15 protein-coding genes and 2 tRNA genes are annotated in these 19,061 nt (G+C 63.1%); 10 read left to right on the forward strand and 7 right to left on the reverse strand.

Annotation, left to right across the window (positions count from 1 at the left end):
• Positions 1–11: 11 nt before the first annotated feature.
• Positions 12–86, reverse strand: a tRNA-Gly gene (locus tag AB5Y93_RS17810).
• 94 nt (positions 87–180) lie between these two features.
• Positions 181–254, reverse strand: a tRNA-Gly gene (locus AB5Y93_RS17815).
• A 201-nt stretch (positions 255–455) separates the two neighbouring features.
• Here AB5Y93_RS17815 and cydD point away from each other — a divergent pair.
• The 4 genes from cydD to AB5Y93_RS17835 all read left to right on the forward strand — a co-directional run bounded on the left by cydD (position 456) and on the right by AB5Y93_RS17835 (position 4,843).
• Complete coding sequence (gene cydD / locus AB5Y93_RS17820; protein WP_368229975.1) at positions 456–2,231, forward strand: cysteine/glutathione ABC transporter permease/ATP-binding protein CydD; 1,776 nt, start codon at positions 456–458, stop codon at positions 2,229–2,231.
• Positions 2,224–3,969, forward strand: a complete 1,746-nt coding sequence (gene cydC, locus AB5Y93_RS17825) for a cysteine/glutathione ABC transporter ATP-binding protein/permease CydC (RefSeq protein WP_368229976.1) — start codon at positions 2,224–2,226, stop codon at positions 3,967–3,969. The genes cydD and cydC overlap by 8 nt, the downstream gene beginning before the upstream one ends.
• Before the next feature lie 107 nt (positions 3,970–4,076).
• Complete coding sequence (rcsF, locus tag AB5Y93_RS17830) at positions 4,077–4,448, forward strand: Rcs stress response system protein RcsF (protein ID WP_010673578.1); 372 nt, start codon at positions 4,077–4,079, stop codon at positions 4,446–4,448.
• Positions 4,449–4,456: 8 nt separating this feature from the next.
• Positions 4,457–4,843 carry a DUF488 domain-containing protein gene (locus AB5Y93_RS17835; RefSeq protein ID WP_368229977.1) on the forward strand — a complete coding sequence of 129 codons (387 nt, stop codon included), beginning with the start codon at positions 4,457–4,459 and terminating at the stop codon, positions 4,841–4,843.
• Positions 4,844–4,914: 71 nt separating this feature from the next.
• On the opposite strand, the gene AB5Y93_RS17840 is transcribed toward AB5Y93_RS17835, so the two are convergent.
• Positions 4,915–5,910 (reverse strand): NAD-dependent epimerase/dehydratase family protein, encoded by a 996-nt coding sequence (locus AB5Y93_RS17840; RefSeq protein WP_368229978.1) that lies wholly within the window; start codon positions 5,908–5,910, stop codon positions 4,915–4,917.
• A gap of 316 nt (positions 5,911–6,226) precedes the next feature.
• Here AB5Y93_RS17840 and tsaA point away from each other — a divergent pair, with 316 nt between their 5' ends.
• Complete coding sequence (gene tsaA / locus AB5Y93_RS17845) at positions 6,227–6,931, forward strand: tRNA (N6-threonylcarbamoyladenosine(37)-N6)-methyltransferase TrmO (protein WP_041214760.1); 705 nt, start codon at positions 6,227–6,229, stop codon at positions 6,929–6,931.
• Positions 6,932–6,998: 67 nt separating this feature from the next.
• Here tsaA and AB5Y93_RS17850 read toward each other — a convergent pair whose 3' ends face one another.
• Genes AB5Y93_RS17850 through AB5Y93_RS17860 form a run of 3 tightly spaced genes read right to left on the reverse strand, consistent with a single transcriptional unit; the run spans position 6,999 to position 10,185 of the window.
• A complete protein-coding gene (locus tag AB5Y93_RS17850) occupies positions 6,999–8,120 on the reverse strand; it encodes a beta-ketoacyl-ACP synthase III (protein WP_368229979.1) in 1,122 nt (373 codons plus the stop codon).
• A 55-nt stretch (positions 8,121–8,175) separates the two neighbouring features.
• A complete protein-coding gene (locus AB5Y93_RS17855) occupies positions 8,176–9,339 on the reverse strand; it encodes a VWA domain-containing protein (RefSeq protein WP_368229980.1) in 1,164 nt (387 codons plus the stop codon).
• Positions 9,340–9,342: 3 nt separating this feature from the next.
• Positions 9,343–10,185 (reverse strand): MoxR family ATPase, encoded by an 843-nt coding sequence (locus AB5Y93_RS17860; RefSeq protein ID WP_049636619.1) that lies wholly within the window; start codon positions 10,183–10,185, stop codon positions 9,343–9,345.
• Positions 10,186–10,347: 162 nt separating this feature from the next.
• Between AB5Y93_RS17860 and cysK the strand changes: the two genes are divergently transcribed.
• The 5 genes from cysK to AB5Y93_RS17885 all read left to right on the forward strand — a co-directional run bounded on the left by cysK (position 10,348) and on the right by AB5Y93_RS17885 (position 15,142).
• Entirely contained in the window at positions 10,348–11,316 is a 969-nt protein-coding gene (gene cysK / locus AB5Y93_RS17865) for a cysteine synthase A (protein WP_010673571.1), read from the forward strand.
• Positions 11,317–11,759: 443 nt separating this feature from the next.
• Positions 11,760–12,017, forward strand: a complete 258-nt coding sequence (locus tag AB5Y93_RS17870; RefSeq protein ID WP_005303128.1) for an HPr family phosphocarrier protein — start codon at positions 11,760–11,762, stop codon at positions 12,015–12,017.
• Positions 12,018–12,061: 44 nt separating this feature from the next.
• A complete protein-coding gene (gene ptsI / locus AB5Y93_RS17875; RefSeq protein WP_323901464.1) occupies positions 12,062–13,789 on the forward strand; it encodes a phosphoenolpyruvate-protein phosphotransferase PtsI in 1,728 nt (575 codons plus the stop codon).
• Between the two features lie 43 nt (positions 13,790–13,832).
• Positions 13,833–14,342 (forward strand): PTS glucose transporter subunit IIA, encoded by a 510-nt coding sequence (gene crr / locus AB5Y93_RS17880; RefSeq protein ID WP_010673569.1) that lies wholly within the window; start codon positions 13,833–13,835, stop codon positions 14,340–14,342.
• Between the two features lie 254 nt (positions 14,343–14,596).
• The gene (locus AB5Y93_RS17885) at positions 14,597–15,142 is read left to right on the forward strand and encodes a cytochrome b (protein ID WP_042015896.1); all 546 of its coding nucleotides are present in this window, start codon (positions 14,597–14,599) and stop codon (positions 15,140–15,142) included.
• Between the two features lie 81 nt (positions 15,143–15,223).
• Here the strand turns inward: AB5Y93_RS17885 and AB5Y93_RS17890 are convergent, their stop codons facing one another.
• A complete protein-coding gene (locus AB5Y93_RS17890) occupies positions 15,224–18,979 on the reverse strand; it encodes an AAA family ATPase (RefSeq protein ID WP_368229981.1) in 3,756 nt (1,251 codons plus the stop codon).
• Positions 18,980–19,061: the final 82 nt, after the last annotated feature.

Raw genomic sequence — 19,061 nt, forward strand, 5'->3', positions numbered from 1 at the left:
TGTGTGAAGACTGGAGCGGGCAGCGGGAATCGAACCCGCATCATCAGCTTGGAAGGCTGAGGTAATAGCCATTATACGATGCCCGCTAGGCATCAAAACGTGCTTGGTGTGATGGGGAATCCCCACGACAGACAGCCATCTGGCTGATATGGACAACGGCGCGTGCCGCTATCTGGAATGTGGAGCGGGTGATGGGAATCGAACCCACGTATGCAGCTTGGGAAGCTACCGTTCTACCATTGAACTACACCCGCGTCAGTGGCCTCTACTATATGCATTTTGCCGCCGAGCGCAATCACCGACCTCGCATTTTTTGCCATAAATCAAGCTGTTCGGCCAACTAATGAGCATGAAGCCGATTTTTCACACAATGATGTTCCTCCGCCCGGTTCTGCAAGGTTGCCAAGCCGTGGGGGCGACGATAGTCTTGCGCCACTCGTTTGAGGAGGGTGGTAATGGACAAGAACAGACAGAAACATCTCTATGGCTGGTTGCGCAAACAATCGGGCCATGGTCGGCGCTGGATCGGCATCTCCATCGCCTTCGGGCTGGGTCAGGGCGTCCTGATGGTGATGCAGGCCTGGTTGCTGGCGACCCTGCTGCACGGTTTCATCATCGAAGGCACCACGCCGGAGCACTCCGCCCCCCTCTTCATCAGTCTGTTGCTGGTGACCCTGACCAAGGCGGCCCTGGCCTATGGCCGCGAGGTGGCGAGTTTCAAGGCGGGCAGTGCGGTGCGCCAGGCCATCCGCGAGCTGGTGCTCACCCGCCTCGCCAGGCTCGGCCCTGCCTATATCCAGCGTCGCCCCGCCGGTAGCTGGGCCAGCCTGCTGCTCGAGCAGATCGAAGAGATGCAGGACTTCTTCTCCCGTTATCTGCCCCAGATGGCCATCGCCGTCTTTATTCCCCTGGTGATCCTGGTCTCCGTGTTCCCGGTCAACTGGGCGGCGGGCCTCATTCTGCTCGGCACGGCCCCCCTCATTCCTCTCTTCATGATCCTGGTGGGAGTGGGCGCCGCCGATGCCAACCGCCGCAACTTCCAGTCGCTGGCACGCCTCTCAGGCCACTTCCTCGATCGCCTCAAGGGGCTGCGCACCCTGCAGCTTTTCATGCGCACCCGGGCGGAAGGTGAGGCCATCCGCGATGCATCGGAAGATTTTCGCGAGCGCACCATGGAGGTGCTGCGCCTCGCCTTCCTGAGCACGGCCGTGCTGGAGTTCTTCGCCGCCATCGCGGTGGCCCTGGTGGCCGTCTACTTCGGTTTCTCCTACATCGATCACCTCAACTTTGGCAGCTATGGCGTCAAGGTCACCCTCTTTACCGGCCTGTTCGTGCTCTTCCTCGCCCCCGAGTTCTACGCGCCGCTGCGGGAACTCGGTGCCCACTATCACGCCAAGGCACAGGCCATTGGCGCAGCCGAACAACTGCTGGAATTTCTCGAGGCCGACGTGAGCGAACCCGCCTCCGGGACGCTCCCCTTCCATGCGGAGGGCCCCGTCAAGGTAGAAGCCCGCAGCCTGGAAGTGCTGAGCGCCGAGGGCAAGGTGCTGGTCGGTCCCCTCGATTTCACGCTGGAAGCCGGCACGCGCACCGCCCTGGTCGGCATCAGCGGCGCGGGCAAGAGCTCCCTGGTCAATGCCCTTCTCGGTTTTGCCCCCTATCGCGGTTCCCTGTGCGTCAACGGAGTGGAGCTTCGTACCCTAGACATCAGCCAGTGGCGCCAGCAGCTAGGCTGGCTCTCCCAGAATCCCCAACTCTTCCACAGCTCCCTGCGGGACAACCTGCTGCTGGCCAGACCATCCGCCAGCGACGCCGAGCTGGAATCCGCGCTCAAGCGCGCCCAGGCCTGGGAGTTCGTCAACGAGAAGGGGCTGGACTATCGGGTCGGGGATCAGGCAGGCGGTCTCTCCGTCGGCCAGGCCCAGCGCATCGCCCTTGCCCGTACCCTGCTCAAGACGACCCAGATGATGGTGCTGGATGAACCCACTGCCAGCCTGGATCGCCATTCTGAGCGAGCCGTCATGAGCGCCCTCGAACAGGCCGCACAAGGTCAGACCCTGCTGATGATCACCCACCGCCTCGATCAGCTCAGCCAGATGGACAACATCCTGGTGCTGGCGCACGGCAAGCTGGTGGAGCAGGGACGTTTTGCCGCACTCGGCGAGGCAGAGGGCCCCTTCGCCCACCTCCTGTCGCAATCCCAAGGTTTCGGAGACTCTCTCGATGACTGATCTATTGCCGTTCCTGCGCCTTTATCGCCAGCACTGGCTCAGCCTCTCCATCGGCCTGCTGCTGGCCCTGGTCACCCTGGTGGCCGGCATGGGCCTGCTCTCCCTCTCCGGCTGGTTCCTCTCCGCCGCCGCCGTCGCCGGGCTGGCGGTCGCCACCCGAGACACCTTCAACTACATGACCCCTGCGGGGGGCGTGCGTTTCTTCTCCATCGTGCGCACCGCCAGTCGCTGGGGCGAGCGGGTCGTGAGCCACGACGCCACCTTCCGGGTGCTGACCCGGCTGCGGGTCTGGTTCTGGCAAAAGCTCTCCCCTCTCTCCCCCGGCTCCCTTGCCGGTTTTCGCCAGGCTGACCTGCTCAACCGTCTGGTGGCCGACATCGATGCCATGGATCACGTCTATCTGCGCCTCATCACCCCCATTGGGGCGGCGCTGCTGAGCTGCGCCGGGCTGGTCTTCTTCCTCTCCTTCTTCGATGGTCGCCTGGCGCTGACGCTGGGAGCCATTCTGCTCTTTGGCATGCTGGCCTTGCCCCTGGTCTTCTATTTTGCCGGGCGCGCGCCGGGCCGCCAGCTCATCGCCGAGAAGTCCAACCTGCGTACCCGCATGGTGGACTATCTGGACGGCCAGGCCGAACTGCAGATGTTCGCCGCCGCTCCCGAGGCGCTCACCGGATTGCAGCAGGCGGAGCAGGCCCTGATCCGGGCCCAGGCCCGCATGGCCCGCGTCAGCGGCCTGGCCGCCTTCTCGGTGCAGTTGCTGAGCGGCTGGACTCTGACCCTGATGCTCTGGCTGGCCGGTCACGGCGTCGGTGGCAGTGCCCCTGACCCCATCACGGCACTCATGGTGTTCGCTACCCTGGCGAGCTTCGAGGCGCTGCTGCCGCTGGCCGGTGCCTTCCAGCACCTCTCCACCAGCCTCACCTCCGCCCGCCGTCTCAACGAGATCCTGCAAGAGGCCAAAGCGCCGGAGTGGGGAGCACAGCAAGCCCCCGCTGCCCGGGGTGCCGTGCAGATAAGCGACCTGCATTTCACCTATCCAGGCCAGGATTCTCCCGTGCTGCAAGGGTGCAACCTGCAACTGCATGCCGGGGAGAAGCTGGCGCTGCTGGGGCAGACCGGCTGTGGCAAGTCCACCCTGATGGGGTTGTTGACCCGGGAGTGGACGGCCCTATCGGGGGAGATCCTGCTCGATGGCAAGCCCCTCACCGGTTACAGCGAAGAGGCGCTGCGCGCCTCCTGCTCCGTGGTGAGCCAGCGGGTCCACCTGTTTGCCGATACCCTGCGTGGCAACCTCACCCTGGCCGCCCCCGGAGCCAGCGACGAACGGCTCATCGAGGTGCTCACCCAGGTGGGGCTCGGGACTCTGCTGCGCGATGAGGGTGAGCAGGCAGAACAGGGGCTGGATGCCTGGCTCGGGGATGGCGGGCGTCCGCTCTCCGGCGGGGAGCGCCGCCGCATCGGCATCGCCCGCGCCCTGCTCCACGATGCACCGCTCTGGCTGCTGGACGAGCCCACCGAAGGGCTCGATACCCAGACCGAACGGGAGATCATGGATCTACTGCTGACCCTGGGGGCGGATCGCACCCTGTTGCTCATCTCCCACCGCTTGCTGGGGCTGGAACGGATGGACAGGGTAGCCCTGATGGAAGAGGGTCGCATCCGTCTGTGTGCCCCCCACCAGGAGCTGCTGGAAGATGATCACTACCACAGCCTGCACCGGCGACTGGCCCCCGCCTGATCCGGGATCGTCTCGCTACAATCCATTGATATGGCTAAAAATGGGGCTGGTCGCCATCGGCGACTGCCCCCTATAATGGCCCACTCGCCACCCAACAAGATGCCGATATGAAACGCCTGATCCTGATGATGCCCCTGATTGCCTCCGGTTGCGCCGACTTCGCCTTCAACAGCAATCTGGACAAGGAAAACTTCGACGAGTACTTCAAGCCGGGGAGCGTGCGGATCTACGAGCAGAGCGAGCTCGCCGACCTCAACTACCTCTACCTCGGCACCGTCGAGGGGGAATCCTGCCAGAGCGATGCCAACCAGGCGGTGCCCAATGCCGGTGAAGCCCGTACCCTGGCCCGCCGCCGCGTGGCGGACATGGGGGGCAACGGCGTCAGCTTCGACAAATGCGCCGAGTTCAGCGACGTGCCGGGCTGCCTGAAGCAGGTGATCTGCTACGGCCAAGCGCTGAAAGTGGCCGAAGAGAAGTAAGTCCTGCCATGGCGATCGCCATCGTGCGACTCGGCAGCCCCCGCCTCGAGGATGAGGGGCTTCGCATCGGCACCGTGCGTCGCCCCCCTCGCGGCGTGCCCAAAGCGGCGTTCGCCAGCCAGGATTGGTACGACGTCTGGTTCCCCAATCTGGCCCCCAGCGCCGAGACCATGAAACTCGGTCAGACTGCCGACACCCCGGCCCGGTGGACCGCCTTCTGCAAGCAGTACAAGACCGAGATGGCCGCCCCGGCCGCGAAGCACGATCTGGCCCTGCTGGCCGCCCTCTCCCACACCACCCATTTCTCGGTGGGATGCTACTGCGAACAGGAGTCCCGCTGCCATCGCAGTGTGCTGAGGACCCTGCTGGCCGAGGCGGGGGCATTGCTGCGCTGAGCGCCCGTCATGGATGAACACCCCACATGAGAAGAGGGCACCCCGGGGTGCCCTCTTCTTTATGATGTCGGCTAGTACGCATTCGATGACAAGGAAACCTCCACTCGTCGTCGCAAGGCCTGTTCCTCGTCATGGGTCATGCCCGGCAGCGGCCCCCGGGGGTTGCTGGCAAGCCATACCACCAGATCGTCAACCGTCTCCTCCAGGGGGCGAAAGTTCAGCCCATGGACGATGGCGGCCTCGGCGCTGATAGTGCCATACCCAGCATACTCGGGCAGCTCGTTTGGCAGCAGCGTGGGATAGCTTTGCCAGGGCGCCACCCCTGCCGCCATCAGGTCACGCCAGGGAGCCCAATCGAGCTGCAAGGGGGTCGCTGGTGTCAGCCGGGCAGCGAGACGCTCCACCCAGTCGTTCAGTGCAATGCCGGGCTTGATCAGGTTGAAGCACCCAGCGAGTCGCTGCTCGGCAGCCCGCAGCACGAACTCGGCGCAGTCGCGCACATCCAGGTATTGCAGCCTGTCCTCCCCCAGCCCCGGCAAGAGCCATTGCCCGCCCCGCTGCACCCGCCTCACCCACCAGGCAAGACGAGCTGTCGGGTCAAAGGGGCCGCAGAGCACGCCGGGGCGCAGGGTGCACAGGCGATCTCCCCAGCGGGCGCGATACACCGACTCGCACAGCACCTTGAGGGGGCCGTAGTCGGTGGGCGCTCCTGCCATCTCGTGCAGGGGGGCCGACTCATCCATACCGGGTTGGGAAAAATCGCGATAGACACTGATGGTGGAGATGAAGATGAGCCGATCGCAGCGCCCCAGCAGGGCGTCAGAGAGCCCTTCGGCCTGTTCGGGGCGATAGCAGCAGGTGTCGATGACCAGATCCCAGTGCCGCCCCTCGCCCCGCAAGGGGGCCAGGTCTCCGTCTCTGTCCCCGTGAAGCTGGGTCAGCTCCCGCCAATCCGGGTGCTGGCGGTGGCCGCGATTGAACAGCGTCACCTCGTGCCCCCAATCCAGGGCCAGCGTGGTCAGGTGGCGACCCAGAAAGCCGGTGCCGCCGATAATCAACAATTTCATCCCTGTCTCTCCTCTATGGCGCCCTCTCCTTGCAGCCCCTCCACGGGCAGCCGAAACGGCCATGGCCTGGCATGGTGAGCACACGTCCCAGGCACGCCCTGATGCCGCCAGGCATATCGTCATGGTGCGGGCAGCAGGCTCCTTGCCCGCTCCCCCGCCACCCCTTTTGCCGCCCCACCCTACGCAAGTTGGCACCAGGACACAGCCCCCGGGCACCGGGTCTGGGAGCGGGATCACAGGGGCTGCGTCCTGGTGCTCCCCCTGCGTTTTCGGCGTGCCTGTGCTACATTGCCCGGGTTTTCAGCCAGGATCCGCCATGAAGTTCGATATCGATACCCTAGGGATCATCCGCTCTCCCTACAAGGAGAAGTTCGCCATACCCCGCCAGCCCGGTCTGGTCAGCGCGGCTCGCGCCCGCCTCGAACTGCTTCCTCCCTATGATCAGCCCGATGTGCTGCGCGGCATCGAGCAATTCTCCCATCTCTGGATCAGCTTCGTGTTTCACCAGACCATGGATCAGGGCTGGCACCCGACGGTGCGCCCGCCGCGCCTCGGCGGCAACGAGCGGGTCGGGGTCTTTGCCACCCGCTCCACCTTCCGCCCCAACCCCCTCGGCCTCTCCGTGGTCGAACTGCACGGGGTGGGACGTGAGCGCGGCAAGCTCTGGCTCGAGCTGGGCGCCGTGGACTTGCTTGACGGCACCCCCGTTGTCGACATCAAGCCCTATGTCCCCTATGCCGACAGCCTGCCCCACGCCCGTGGCGGTTTCGCCCCCGATGCCCCCACCCCGCCGCTGGCGGTGAGCTTCAGCGCCCAGGCCGAGCAGCAGCTCGCCCCCTGGCTCAAGGCCCACCCGGAGCTGCGTGAACTGGTGAGGGAGGTGCTGGCTCAGGATCCCCGCCCTGCTTACAAGAAGGGCAAGCCGGATGACAAGGTGTACGGTGTCAGATTGTTCGATGTGAACGTGCGATTTCAGATAAAAGAACCGCAATGTCAGGTACTGGCCATCGAACCCGCTTGAAAAAACCTCTCGGGCAGCATGAAAAGCCACCCTCCCGGGTGGCTTTTTTATGGGCAAAACAGGGTGCTCAGCGCCGCTGCAGCAGCAGACTGCCGATGGAGTAACCGGCCCCAAAGGAGCAGAGCACCCCGCGAGCCCCGCTCGGCAGATCCTGGTTGAAGAGGTGGAAGGTGATGATGGAACCCGCCGAGCTGGTGTTGCCGTAGCGATCGAGGATGACAGGCGCCTCCTGCTGGCTGGCGTCATGGCCCAGCAACTTGCGGCCGATGAACTGGTTCATGGTGAGGTTGGCCTGATGGAGCCAGAGCCGGCTCAAGCCATCGGCCGCCCATCCCTGCTCCGCCAGCTGGGAGGCTATCTGATCGCACACCAGGGGCAGCACCTCCTTGAACACCTTGCGCCCCTGCTGGCGGAACAGCTTGTCGTCGCCGTAGCGGGTGCGCGGGCTGAGCCGGTTCAGGAAGCCGAAGTTGTTGCGGATGTTGTTGGAGTACTGGGTCACCAGCTTGCTGGCCACCAGTTGCCAGGGGTTGGCCACCTGGCAATCGGCCTCCCGCTCCAGCAGCACGGCGGTACAGGCGTCGCCGAAGATGAAGTGACTATCCCGATCGCGGAAGTTGAGGTGACCCGAGCAGATCTCCGGATTGACCACCAGCGCCAGCCGGGCGGTGCCTGCCGCCAGCATGTCTGCGGCGGTCTTGATCCCGAAGGTGGCGGAAGAGCAGGCCACGTTCATGTCGAATGCCAGGCCGCTGGCGCCGAGATAGTGCTGCAATTCGATGGCTAGCGCCGGGTAGGGGCGCGGCATGTTGGAGGCGGCGACGATGACAAGATCGATCTCCCCCGGTTCACGACCGGCGGCGATCAGCGCCTGCTCGGCGGCCGCCACCGCCATCTCCACCATGATGGAGGGCTGATCGTCCGGGCGCTCCGCCATGAGCGGTTGCATGATGTCGGGATCCAGCACCCCCTCGCTGCTCACCAGATAGCGGCTCTTGATGCCGGAGGCCTTCTCGATGAACTCGCAGCTGGAGTGCTGCTTGGCAGGCAGCTGCCCTGCATCGATGGCGGAGGCGTTCTCCTCGTTGTAGAGATCCACGTACTGGTTGAAGGCCGCCACCAGCGCTTCATTGCTGACGGCAAAGGGAGGGGTATAGAGGCCTGAGCCACTGATTACGATAGAGGTCATCTTTGCTCCTGGCCGGGTGCAATCCCGGCTTGTCTGTTTTTTAGGGTTCAGAGGGTCACAGCTGGTCGATGGCCGCAGCCAGACCCGCCAGGGTCAGCGGGTGCATCCGCCCGCCGATCAATTCGTTCATCAACTTGATGGAGGGGTGCCACAGCCACTCCTGCCTTGGCAGCGGATTGACCCACACCATCTTGGGGAAATGTTGTTGCAGGCGCCCGAGCCACACCTGGCCGGGCTCCTCGTTCCAGTACTCTACGCTGCCACCTGGCCAGGTGATTTCATAAGGGCCCATCTTCGCATCCCCCACCACCATCACCCTGTAGTCGCTGCCGTAGGTGCGCAGCAGCCGCAGGGTATCGAACCGATCATCAAGGCGCCTGGCATTGTCCTGCCAGACGAAGTCGTAGAGGCAGTTGTGAAAATAGAAGAACACCAGGTGCTTGAACTCGTGGCGCAGGGCCGAAAAGAGGCGCTGCACCTCGGCCACATGGGCATCCATGGAGCCCCCCACGTCGAAGAAGACCAGCAGTTTGACCCCGTTGTGGCGCTCGGGCCGCAGCTTCACATCGAGCCAGCCTTGCCTGGCCGAGCTTTGGATGGTGTCGTCGAGATCCAGCTCGTCGGGATTGCCCCGGCGCACCCAGCGTCTGAGCTTGCGCAGGGCGAGCTGGATGGCGCGCTGCCCCAGGGGCGAGTCGTCACTGAAGTTGCGAAAGTGGCGCGCTTCCCACACCTTGGTCGCCCGCCCGTGCTGACCCTCTCCCCCCATGCGGATCCCTTCCGGGTGATAGCCGCCGTGACCGAACGGGCTGCTGCCCCCGGTGCCGACCCACTTGTTGCCGCCGGCGTGACGCTCCTTCTGCTCGTTCAAGCGCTGGTTGAGGGTCGCCAGCAGCTTGTCCAGCCCGCCAAGGGATTGGAGCAACGCCTTCTCCTCGGCGCTCAATAGCCGCTCGAACTCCTTGCGCAGCCAGTCGTCAGGCAGGCTCTCCGGCAACAGGGGGATGGCGGCCAACCCCTCGTAATACTCGGCGAAGGCGCGATCGAAGCGATCATAGTGCGCCTCGTCTTTCACCAGCAGGCAGCGGGATAGCTGGTAGAACTCGTCCATGTCGAGGCTGGCCAGTCTGGCTGCCAGCGCCGCGTGCAAGTCCAGCAATTCGCGCAGGCTGCAGGGGAGCTTGTGACGGCGCAGATGGGTAAAAAAGTCGATCAGCATGGGTCAGCTGCCGCGTCTGGCCAGAAAAGCGAGCTTCTCAAACAGATGCAGGTCCTGCTCGGTCTTGAGCAGGGCGCCGTAGAGGGCAGGCACCAGTTTGCCCGGCTCGCGGGTGCGCATCGCCTCGGGGGCGATATCGTCGGCCAAAAGCAGCCGGATCCAGTCCAGCAGCTCCGAGGTGGACGGCTTCTTGCGCAGCCCCTCTACCTCGCGCAGCTCGAAGAAGAGCTCCATCGCCTCACCGAGCAGGCTCTCCTTGAGGTTTGGGTAGTGGAGCTTGACGATGGCCTGCATCTCGGCCTTGTCGGGGAAGCGAATGTAGTGGAAGAAGCAGCGGCGCAGGAAGGCATCCGGCAACTCCTTCTCGTTGTTGGAGGTGATGATGACCACCGGCCGCTGGCGGGCCTTGACTCGCTCGCCGGTCTCGTAGACATCGAACTCCATCCGATCCAGCTCCAGCAGCAGATCGTTGGGAAACTCGATGTCCGCCTTGTCGATTTCATCTATGAGCAGCACTGGCCGCTGCTCTGCGCTGAAGGCCTGCCACAGCTTGCCCCGGCGGATGTAGTGGCCTATCTCCCCTACCCTGGGGTCACCGAGCTGGGAGTCTCGCAGCCGGGCGACGGCATCGTATTCGTAGAGCCCCTGCTGGGCCTTGGTGGTGGACTTGATGTGCCAGCTGATGAGCTCGGCGCCCAGGGACTCGGCCACCGCCTCCGCCAGCACTGTCTTGCCCGTACCGGGCTCACCCTTGATGAGCAGCGGCTTCTCCAGCACGATGGCGGCATCGACGGCCATCTTCAGTGCCTGTGATGCGAGATAGCGGTCGCTTCCTGCAAATCCCATGAGATCCCTTCCATTGGATGCCCAGGCAGCGGGAGCCCCTCGGCAAGAGAGAATAAGTTCTATATGTTGTAATAACATATTGTTATAACGATTCGTCACTTCTCATTCAGAAACCACAGGGTAATCTTGTTTCATCGCCTTAACAAACACAGGGATAGCACCATGAGCAAAATTTTTGAGGACAACAGCCAGACCATAGGCAACACCCCGCTTGTTCGTCTCAACCGTGTTACCAAGGGCCGCGTGCTGGCCAAGATCGAGAGCCGCAACCCGAGCTTCAGCGTCAAGTGCCGGATCGGTGCCAACCTCATCTGGGATGCCGAGAAACGCGGCGTGCTGACCAAGGGCAAGGAGATCATCGAGCCCACCAGCGGCAACACGGGCATTGCCCTGGCATTCGTGGCTGCGGCCCGCGGCTATCCCATCACCCTGACCATGCCGGCCACCATGAGCCTGGAGCGCCGCAAGCTGCTCAAGGCCCTGGGTGCCAACCTGGTGCTGACCGAAGGTCCCCTCGGCATGAAGGGCGCCATTGCCAAGGCCAACGAGATCCTCGAATCCGAGCCGGGCAAGTACGTGCTGCTGCAACAGTTTGAAAACCCGGCCAACCCGGAAATCCACGAGCAGACCACTGGCCCCGAGATCTGGGACGCCACCGATGGCGAGGTGGATGTGTTCGTGGCGGGCGTCGGCACCGGCGGCACCATCACCGGGGTCTCCCGCTACATCAAGAAGACCAAAGGCAAGGCCATCGTCTCCGTGGCGGTCGAGCCCAGCGAATCCCCCGTCATCAGCCAGAAACTGGCGGGTGAAGAGATAAAGCCCGGTCCCCACAAGATCCAGGGCATCGGCGCCGGCTTCATCCCGGGCAACCTGGATTTGAGCCTGCTGGACCGCGTCGAGCAGGTGAGCAGTGACGAAGCCATCGAGATGGCCCGCCGCCTGATGGAAGAGGAAGGGATCCTGGCCGGTATCAGCTCCGGCGCTGCCGTGGTCGCTGCCAACCGTCTGGCCGAGCAGCCGGAGTTCGAAGGGAAAACGATTGTCGTCATCCTGCCGAGCGCCGCCGAGCGTTACCTCTCCAGCGCCCTCTTCGCCGGTGTGTTCAGCGAGCAGGAATTGCAGCAGTAGTTGATCAGCCAACACCAAAACGACGGCGCTCCTCGGAGCGCCGTTTTCATTATGCGCTAAACTCTCTAGCCACCAGTGCCACTCGGACCCTTATTTTTTGGGGTAAAATAACAAAATTGGATATGACAAAAAAAGCAGACATTCTGTGATAAATCTCATATCCTGTGCGGCGTCACGAGGTGTTTGCTGGCAAGGTATCACAAGGTAACAAAGTGTTATTTTTCGTTATAAAATAATTTCAGGCCAGTCCTGACGCGGCTTGCAGCCTGATAGCGAAAAAATACCTGGCCACGACGCCGAATACTGCACAGAAAATTGACCTGGATTAAACCATTGCAGGTCTGATTTCGTTACTTTACAACATATCCATACTGACACGGTGAGACAGGAAGCCTCATTGGCGACCATCTCTCCAAACAATATCAATAATATGGGGTGAAACCATGTACGAGAAGTCTGTTGTTATTACTGCTGAAAACGGCCTGCACACCCGTCCTGCAGCTCAGTTCGTGAAAGAAGCCAAAGAATTCCAAAGCGAGATCACTGTGGTCTCCGGTGGCAAATCCGCCAGCGCCAAGAGCCTGTTCAAGCTCCAGACCCTGGGTCTGACCAAAGGCACCAACGTGACCATCCAGGCTGACGGCCCGGACGCTCAGAAAGCCGTTGAGAAGCTGGTTGCCCTGATGGACGAGCTGGAGTAATCCAGCTTTATTCCTCCCCCACAGTCGTTTTAATAGGAAGGATTATGATATCTGGCATTCTTGCGTCCCCCGGTATCGCATTCGGCAAGGCGCTTCTTCTGAAAGAAGATGAAATCGTTATCAATCAGGGCAAGATTCCCGCCGAACAGATTGATGCCGAGATCAACCGCTTCCTCGAAGCCCGCACCAAGTCAGCCGCACAGCTGGAAGCCATCAAAGAGATGGCCGGTCGCACCTTCGGTGAAGAAAAAGAGGCCATCTTCGAAGGCCACATCATGCTGCTCGAAGATGAAGAGCTGGAAGGGGATATCAGATCCTTCATCAAAGAACACAAGGCCTCTGCCGACAGAGCCGTTCACGAGGTGATCGAACAGTACGCCAAGATGATGGCCGATCTGGATGACCCCTATCTGCGTGAGCGCGCCACCGACTTCCGTGACATCGGCACCCGTCTGGTCAAGAACGTACTGGGCATCGCCGTTGTCAACCTGAGCACCATCGACGAAGAGGTCATCCTGGTCGCCAAAGACCTGACCCCGTCTGAAACCGCTCAGATCAACCTGAAATACGTGCTGGGCTTCGTCACCGACATCGGTGGCCGTACCTCCCACACCTCCATCATGGCCCGCTCCCTGGAGCTGCCGGCCGTCGTGGGCACCAACGACATCACCGAGCGCGTCAAGAACGGTGACATGCTGGTGCTGGATGCGATCAACAACCAGGTCATCATCAACCCGACCGCCGACCAGTTGAACGAAGCCAAGAAGTTCCAGGCCCAGTTCCAGGCAGAGAAGGACGAGCTGGCCAAGCTCAAAGACCTGCCTGCCATCACTCTGGATGGCCACCAGGTCGAAGTGTGCGCCAACATCGGGACCGTCAAGGATACCGAAGGTGCCATCCGCAACGGCGCCGAAGGCGTGGGTCTGTACCGTACCGAGTTCCTGTTCATGGACCGTGACGCGCTGCCGACCGAAGACGAGCAGTTCAAGGCTTACAAAGAAGTGGCCGAAGCCATGCCGGATCAACCGATCATTGTCCGTACCATGGACATCGGCGGCGACAAAGAACTGCCCTATATGAATTTCCCGAAAGAGATGAACCCCTTCCTGGGCTGGCGTGCCGTGCGTATCTTCTTCGATCGCACCGACATCATGAACGCCCAGCTGCGGGCCATCCTGCGTGCGTCTGCCTTCGGCAAACTGCGCATCATGTTCCCGATGATCATCTCCGTTGAAGAGTTCCGCAGCCTGAAGGCTACCGTGGAGACGCTGAAAGCCGAACTGCGTGCCGAAGGCAAAGCCTTTGATGAATCCATCGAAGTGGGTATCATGATCGAGACCCCGGCCGCGGCCGTGATGGCTCATCATCTGGCCAAGGAAGTGGATTTCTTCAGTATCGGTACCAACGACCTGACCCAGTACACCCTGGCTGTCGACCGTGGTAACGAGATGATTTCCGCCATGTACAACCCGCTGTCACCCTCCGTCCTGACCCTGATCAAGATGGTGATCGACGCTTCCCATGACAATGGCAAGTGGACCGGTATGTGCGGTGAACTGGCTGGTGACGAACGCGCCACCCTGCTGCTGCTGGGTATGGGTCTGGATGAGTTCTCCATGAGCGCCATCTCTGTACCGCGTATCAAGAAGCTTATCCGCAACACCAACTTCGAAGATGTGAAGGCCATGGCCGACCAGGCGCTGAGCTTTGCCACCGCCGCCGAAATCGAAGCGTGCGTAGATAACTTTATTAAGCAGAAGGCAGTCTGCTAAGATCGGCTGCAAACAGCGACAATCATCTCTAGGAGCTTTTACTATGGGTCTGTTCGACAAACTGAAGAAACTGGTTTCCGACGACAGTTCTGACACTGGCGGCATCGAAATCTTTGCTCCGCTGTCCGGCGAAATCGTCCCCATCGAAGATGTGCCTGACGTCGTCTTCGCCGAGAAGATCGTCGGCGACGGCATCGCCATCAAACCGGCCGGCAACAAGATGGTTGCTCCGTGCGACGGCACCATCGGCAAAATCTTCGAGACCAACCACGCGTTCTCTCTGGAGTCCGACTCTGGTATCGAGCTGTTCGTTCACTTCGGTATCGACACCGTCGAGCTGAAGGGTGAAGGTTTCACCCGTATCGCTCAGGAAGGTCAACAGGTCAAGCGCGGTGACACCATCATCGAGTTCGATCTGGCCGTTCTGGAAGCCAAAGCCAAGTCTACCCTGACACCTGTGGTCATCTCCAACATGGACGAGATCAAAGAGCTGGTGAAGATGACTGGCGCCGTGACCGTGGGCGAAACCCCGGTGATCCGCATCAAGAAATAATGCGCCCTGGCCTGACGCCAGCGACCGCCAAAAACCGAAGCCTGGTGCTTCGGTTTTTTTTTGCCCCTTCCATCTCCTGATACTCCATGGGCTCCCGCACAGGTCAGCATGATGGCAAAAAGGCAGAAATGTTATCGAGATCAACACGGGCATAAGCAAGCCGAGTACCCTCAAGAGGGATACCTGCGGGTCCTTTGGCTCGATATGAGACGGGATGAAAAGAGATAAGCCGCTTAAGTGGCGAGGAGACAACGATGCTGAGAAATACCGAACAACGTTATGGCAGCCTGAGCATAGGGCTGCACTGGTTGACCCTGCTGCTGATGATCGCCGTCTATGCGCTGATGGAGTTCAGGGACATCTTCCCCAAAGGGTCGGCTGGCCGAGACCTGATGAAGGAGTTTCACTTCATGGTGGGTCTGCTGATCTTGGCTCTGGTGGTCGTACGCCTGCTGGTGCGCGTGGGTAGCCCCTCACCGCGTATCGTGCCCGAGCTCTCCCCCCTGATGCTCACGCTGGCCAAGCTCGCCCATCTGGCGCTCTATGGCTTCCTGATCCTCACCCCGCTGCTGGGCTGGCTGCTGCTGAGTGCGGGCGGCAAGCCCATTCCCTTCTTCGGCCTGGCGCTCCCCGCTCTCATCGCCCCCGACGACGGCCTGAAGGGTACCATCAAGGAGCTGCACGAGACGCTGGCCAACATTGGCTATGCTCTGATTGCCCTGCACGCAGCGGCAGCCATCTACCACCACCATGTGCTCAAGGACAATACCCTGACCAATATGCTGCCCGAGCGCAAATAACCAGCGACGGGTTGCACACCAACAAAAAGGCCCCTGTGACAGGGGCCTTTTTGTTCATGGAGGGTCATGGGCGACACGTCGTCAGCCGGGCAACACCACCCGGCTTTCGCCGCCGCCGAGGGCCTCCACCCTCACCTGCACGCCGATCCGCTCCACCAGGGTCTGCACGTGGGAGATGACCCCAATCTGGCGACCGGCCGCCTGCAGGGAATCGAGGCATGAGAGCGCCAGATCTAGGCTGTCGGGATCGAGCGTACCGAAGCCCTCATCGATGAACAGCGATTCGACCTGGGTCTGGCGCGACGACAGGCTGGATAGGGCCAGCGCCAGCGCCAGCGACACCAGGAAGCTCTCGCCGCCGGAGAGGGAGTCCACCGAGCGCACCTCGTCCCCCATGTCGAGATCCACCACCTGCAGCGCCAGATCGGTGCCGGGCACCCGCTCCAGTCGATAGCGAGGGGAGAGCTCGGCAAGCTGGGCGTTGGCCTCCAGCAGCAACCGCTCCAGGGTCAGGCTCTGGGCGAAGGTACGCAGCTTGGCGCCGCTGGCCGAACCAATGAGATCGGAGAGCCGCTGCCAATGATCCGCCACCGCCTGCTGGGCAGCCAGCTCCTCCTGCAAGGTGCCCGCCTTGAGGGCCGCCGCCTCGGCCTGGGCCAGCGTGCTCTTGCACTGGAACAGCTGCTCGTCGAGAGTGCGGCAGTGCGCCTCCAGCGCCGTCAGCCGGCTGGCGAGCTCCTGTGGCGCCAACGCGGCCAGCTCGGGGTGATGCTCGCGGTAACGATCTCGCTTGCTCTCCTCCAGCGCCAGCGCCCGCTGCCGCTCGGTCAAGCGGGTACGCGCCTCGGCGCGGGCATCTTCCAGCGCCTGCAAGGCGGCGCGGCGCCCCTTGAGCTCATCCGGGCTCATGGCCAGCAGGCGGCGCAGGTCATATTCGGCGATGCCGAGGCTGCTGGCGTGGGCAGCCCAGCGCCCCAGCACCTCCCGCCGCCGCCGGCTGCTCACCTGCTTCTCCTGCTCCAGATGGCTGAGACGGGTCTTGAGCTCGGTCTGGCGCTCGCGCAGGGCGCGGGCCGCCCCCTGCATCGTCTCCAGCTCGCTCGCCAGTTGTTGCAGCCGCTGCTGCCAGCGGCTTTCGACCAGGGCAATCTCCTCGCCCCCCAGACAGGTGGCACGGCTGGTAACCAGCCCCTGCCGTTGCTGTTCATGCTCCTTGTAGTCGCGCTCGAGCTTGTGCAGCAGCTCACGCTGGGTCTGCAGACGCGCCTCCTGAGCGCTCAGGGCCGGGGTGAGGCTGGCAATCTCGCCGGTCAGCCGCTCCCACTCGCTCTGGCCGTGCAGCCAGGCCTCGCAGGCCCGCTGCCACTCGCGCCACTGCTGGCTGCCCAGCCACTGACGCCAGGGCTGGCCCCCCATCTGCTCATCGAGCCGGCTGCCCCCCTGCTCAAGGCGCTGGCGCAGGGTCGTTTCCTGCTCGCCCATCGCCTTCACCTCCCCTTCCAGGGCGATGCGCTGGCGGTCGGCCTCCTGCCACTGCTGCTCGAACTGCTGGTGCTGGCTGGCCAGCTGGCTCAGCTGCTGGCGCACGGCCTGCAACTGCTGCTGACCGAGCTGGGCCTCACGCAGCTGCTGCTGGCTCCTAGCCAGCCCCTGCTCCAGACTCTGGCCACGACCAAGCAGGGTACTCATCAATTCGTTCCACTCGCTCGGGCTCTGGCGTAGCGGCAACGGATGGCCCAGCAGCTCGGCACCGCCGAGCTGCTGCCAGCGCTGGGTCAGCTGCTCGGCGCGCGTCTCTAGCTCAGGCAGATGTTGCTGGCGTACCGCCAGCTGGCGGGTCAGCTCCTGGCACTCGCTCTCGCACTGAATGTATTGGTGATTGAGCCGCTCCCACTCGAGCTCCAGGCTGCGGACGCGCTCCGCCAGCTGCCCGAGGATGCCCGCCACCTGTGGCTGGCTCTGGCGATAGGGGTGCTCCTCGGCGCCGCAGAGCGGGCAAGGTTCACCGTCGCGCAGGATGTGGCGATGCTGCTCGAAACTGGCGATGGCGCGGGACTGCTCCAGCGCGTGGCGTGCCTCGTCCCGTTGCAGGGCGAGCCGCTCACGAGCCGGCGCCAGCTCGTCGCCGAGGATGGCCAGCTTGCCGAGCGCCTGCTCCAGCTGGGCGATCTCCTGCTGCAGGCGACCATGCTGCTCGCCGTGATTGCGGCCATAGTCGGCCAGCTCCAGCAGCTGGCGCAACTGGCCCAGCTGCTCGGTCTGCCCTTGCCACTGCTCCTGCGCCTTGGCGAGACGCCCCTCCCACTGCTGCTCCTGCAATTCGTGCTGCTGTTGCTGCAACCGGGTCTGCTCGCGCTGCCAGTAGTCGCGCTCCTGCTGCCCCTGCTCCAGCTGGTGTTGCAGTTGCCTGAGGGCGCGCAGCTTGTGCTCACGCAGGGTGAGCAGCTGCTGCAGCCTGTCGGCATCCTCGGCCCAATCCTGCATGGCGGTGAGCAGGGGCTGCCACTGGCGGGCCACCGGCGCCAGCTCCTTGTGCTCCTCAAGCCAGGCGCCCCACTGCAGGTGCTGGGCCTGGAGCTGTTCCACCTGCTGGCGCTGCTGGCGCCAGCCCTGCTCCAGGGTGAGCTGCACCTCCCGCTCCTGCGCCCCCTCCTGCTGGATCTTCTGCAGTTGCTGCTGCTTTTCCCGAATGCGGGTGTCGAGCTCCTGCGCCCGTTTGAGTTCAGGCTGCAGGGCGCCCCACTCGCGCTCGGCGGCGATCTTCTCCGCCAGCAGTTGCTGTTCGGTGAGGGCGCTCTGCTGGGTCTGCTCCTCCAGCTTGCCAAGTTCAGGGCCAAGCTCGGCCAGCGCCTTCTCCTGCTGCTGCACCTCCAGGGTGAGGCGAGCCAGTTCGTCGTGATCCGCGCGGGCCACCTGGGCCTGCTCGGCGCGGGCGAACTCCTCCCGCTCGGGGGCGGCCGCACCGTGGGCCGCCTCGGCTGCGGCAAGGGCCGCTTCCCCCTCCTGACAGGCCTGCAACTGGGCGGCGATGCGGCCGTTGAGATCGCGCAAGTCCTGCATCAGCTGCTGTTGCTGCTGCTCGTGCTTGAGGCTGGTGGCGAGGCTGACCTGCTGGCTCACCCACTGCTCGCGGGTCGCCTCGTCCATCAGCGCCACGTCACCGAGCCGCTGGCGGATGGCAGCCAGTTTCTGCTGCTCCTCCCGCGCCCGCTCATGGGTCTGGACCGAAATAGCGGAGTAGAGCTCGGTGCCGGTCATCCGTTCGAGCAGGGCCGAACGCTCGTCGGCGCTCGACTTGAGGAAGGCGGCAAACTCCCCCTGGGGCAGGATGACGGCGCGGCGAAACTGCTCCCAGGAGAGCCCCACCAGCTCGTCGATGCGATCCTGCAGCTCCCTCTTGCTGCCACTGAACACCTGGCCCGACGCCACGTCGGTCAGGCTGCGCTCCTGGGCCTGAAAGCGCCCCTCGGCGCGGTTGCGGGCCCGGCGCACCGCCCAGCGGGCCAGCCAGATGCGGCCGTCACAGCCGCGAAACTGCACCTCGGCAAAACCGCTGGCGTGGCCGCGGCTGAGGATGCCGCGCACATCGTTGGCCTTGAGCTTCTCCTCGTCATCCATGCGACCCACTTCGGCGACGTTCTTGCGATTGGCGATAAAGCGCGGCATCTCGTCGTATAGCGCCAGACAGATGGCATCGAGCAGGGTGCTCTTGCCTGCGCCGGTATTGCCGGTGATGGCAAACAGGCCGGCGGCCCCCAGGGCGCCACCGGCAAAATCGATGGTGAATTGACCGGTCAGGCTGGCCAGATTCTCCCCTGACAGCGACAAGATTTTCATGCGTTGCACTCCTTCATCCGTGCCGCTTGCTGCGCTGACAGGTTGGCTCTGACCAGATTCTCATCGGATGGGGTCAAGATTT

Source organism: Aeromonas sp. R10-1, assembly GCF_040908465.1.
In the GTDB taxonomy this organism is placed as follows: Bacteria; Pseudomonadota; Gammaproteobacteria; order Enterobacterales; family Aeromonadaceae; genus Aeromonas; species Aeromonas caviae.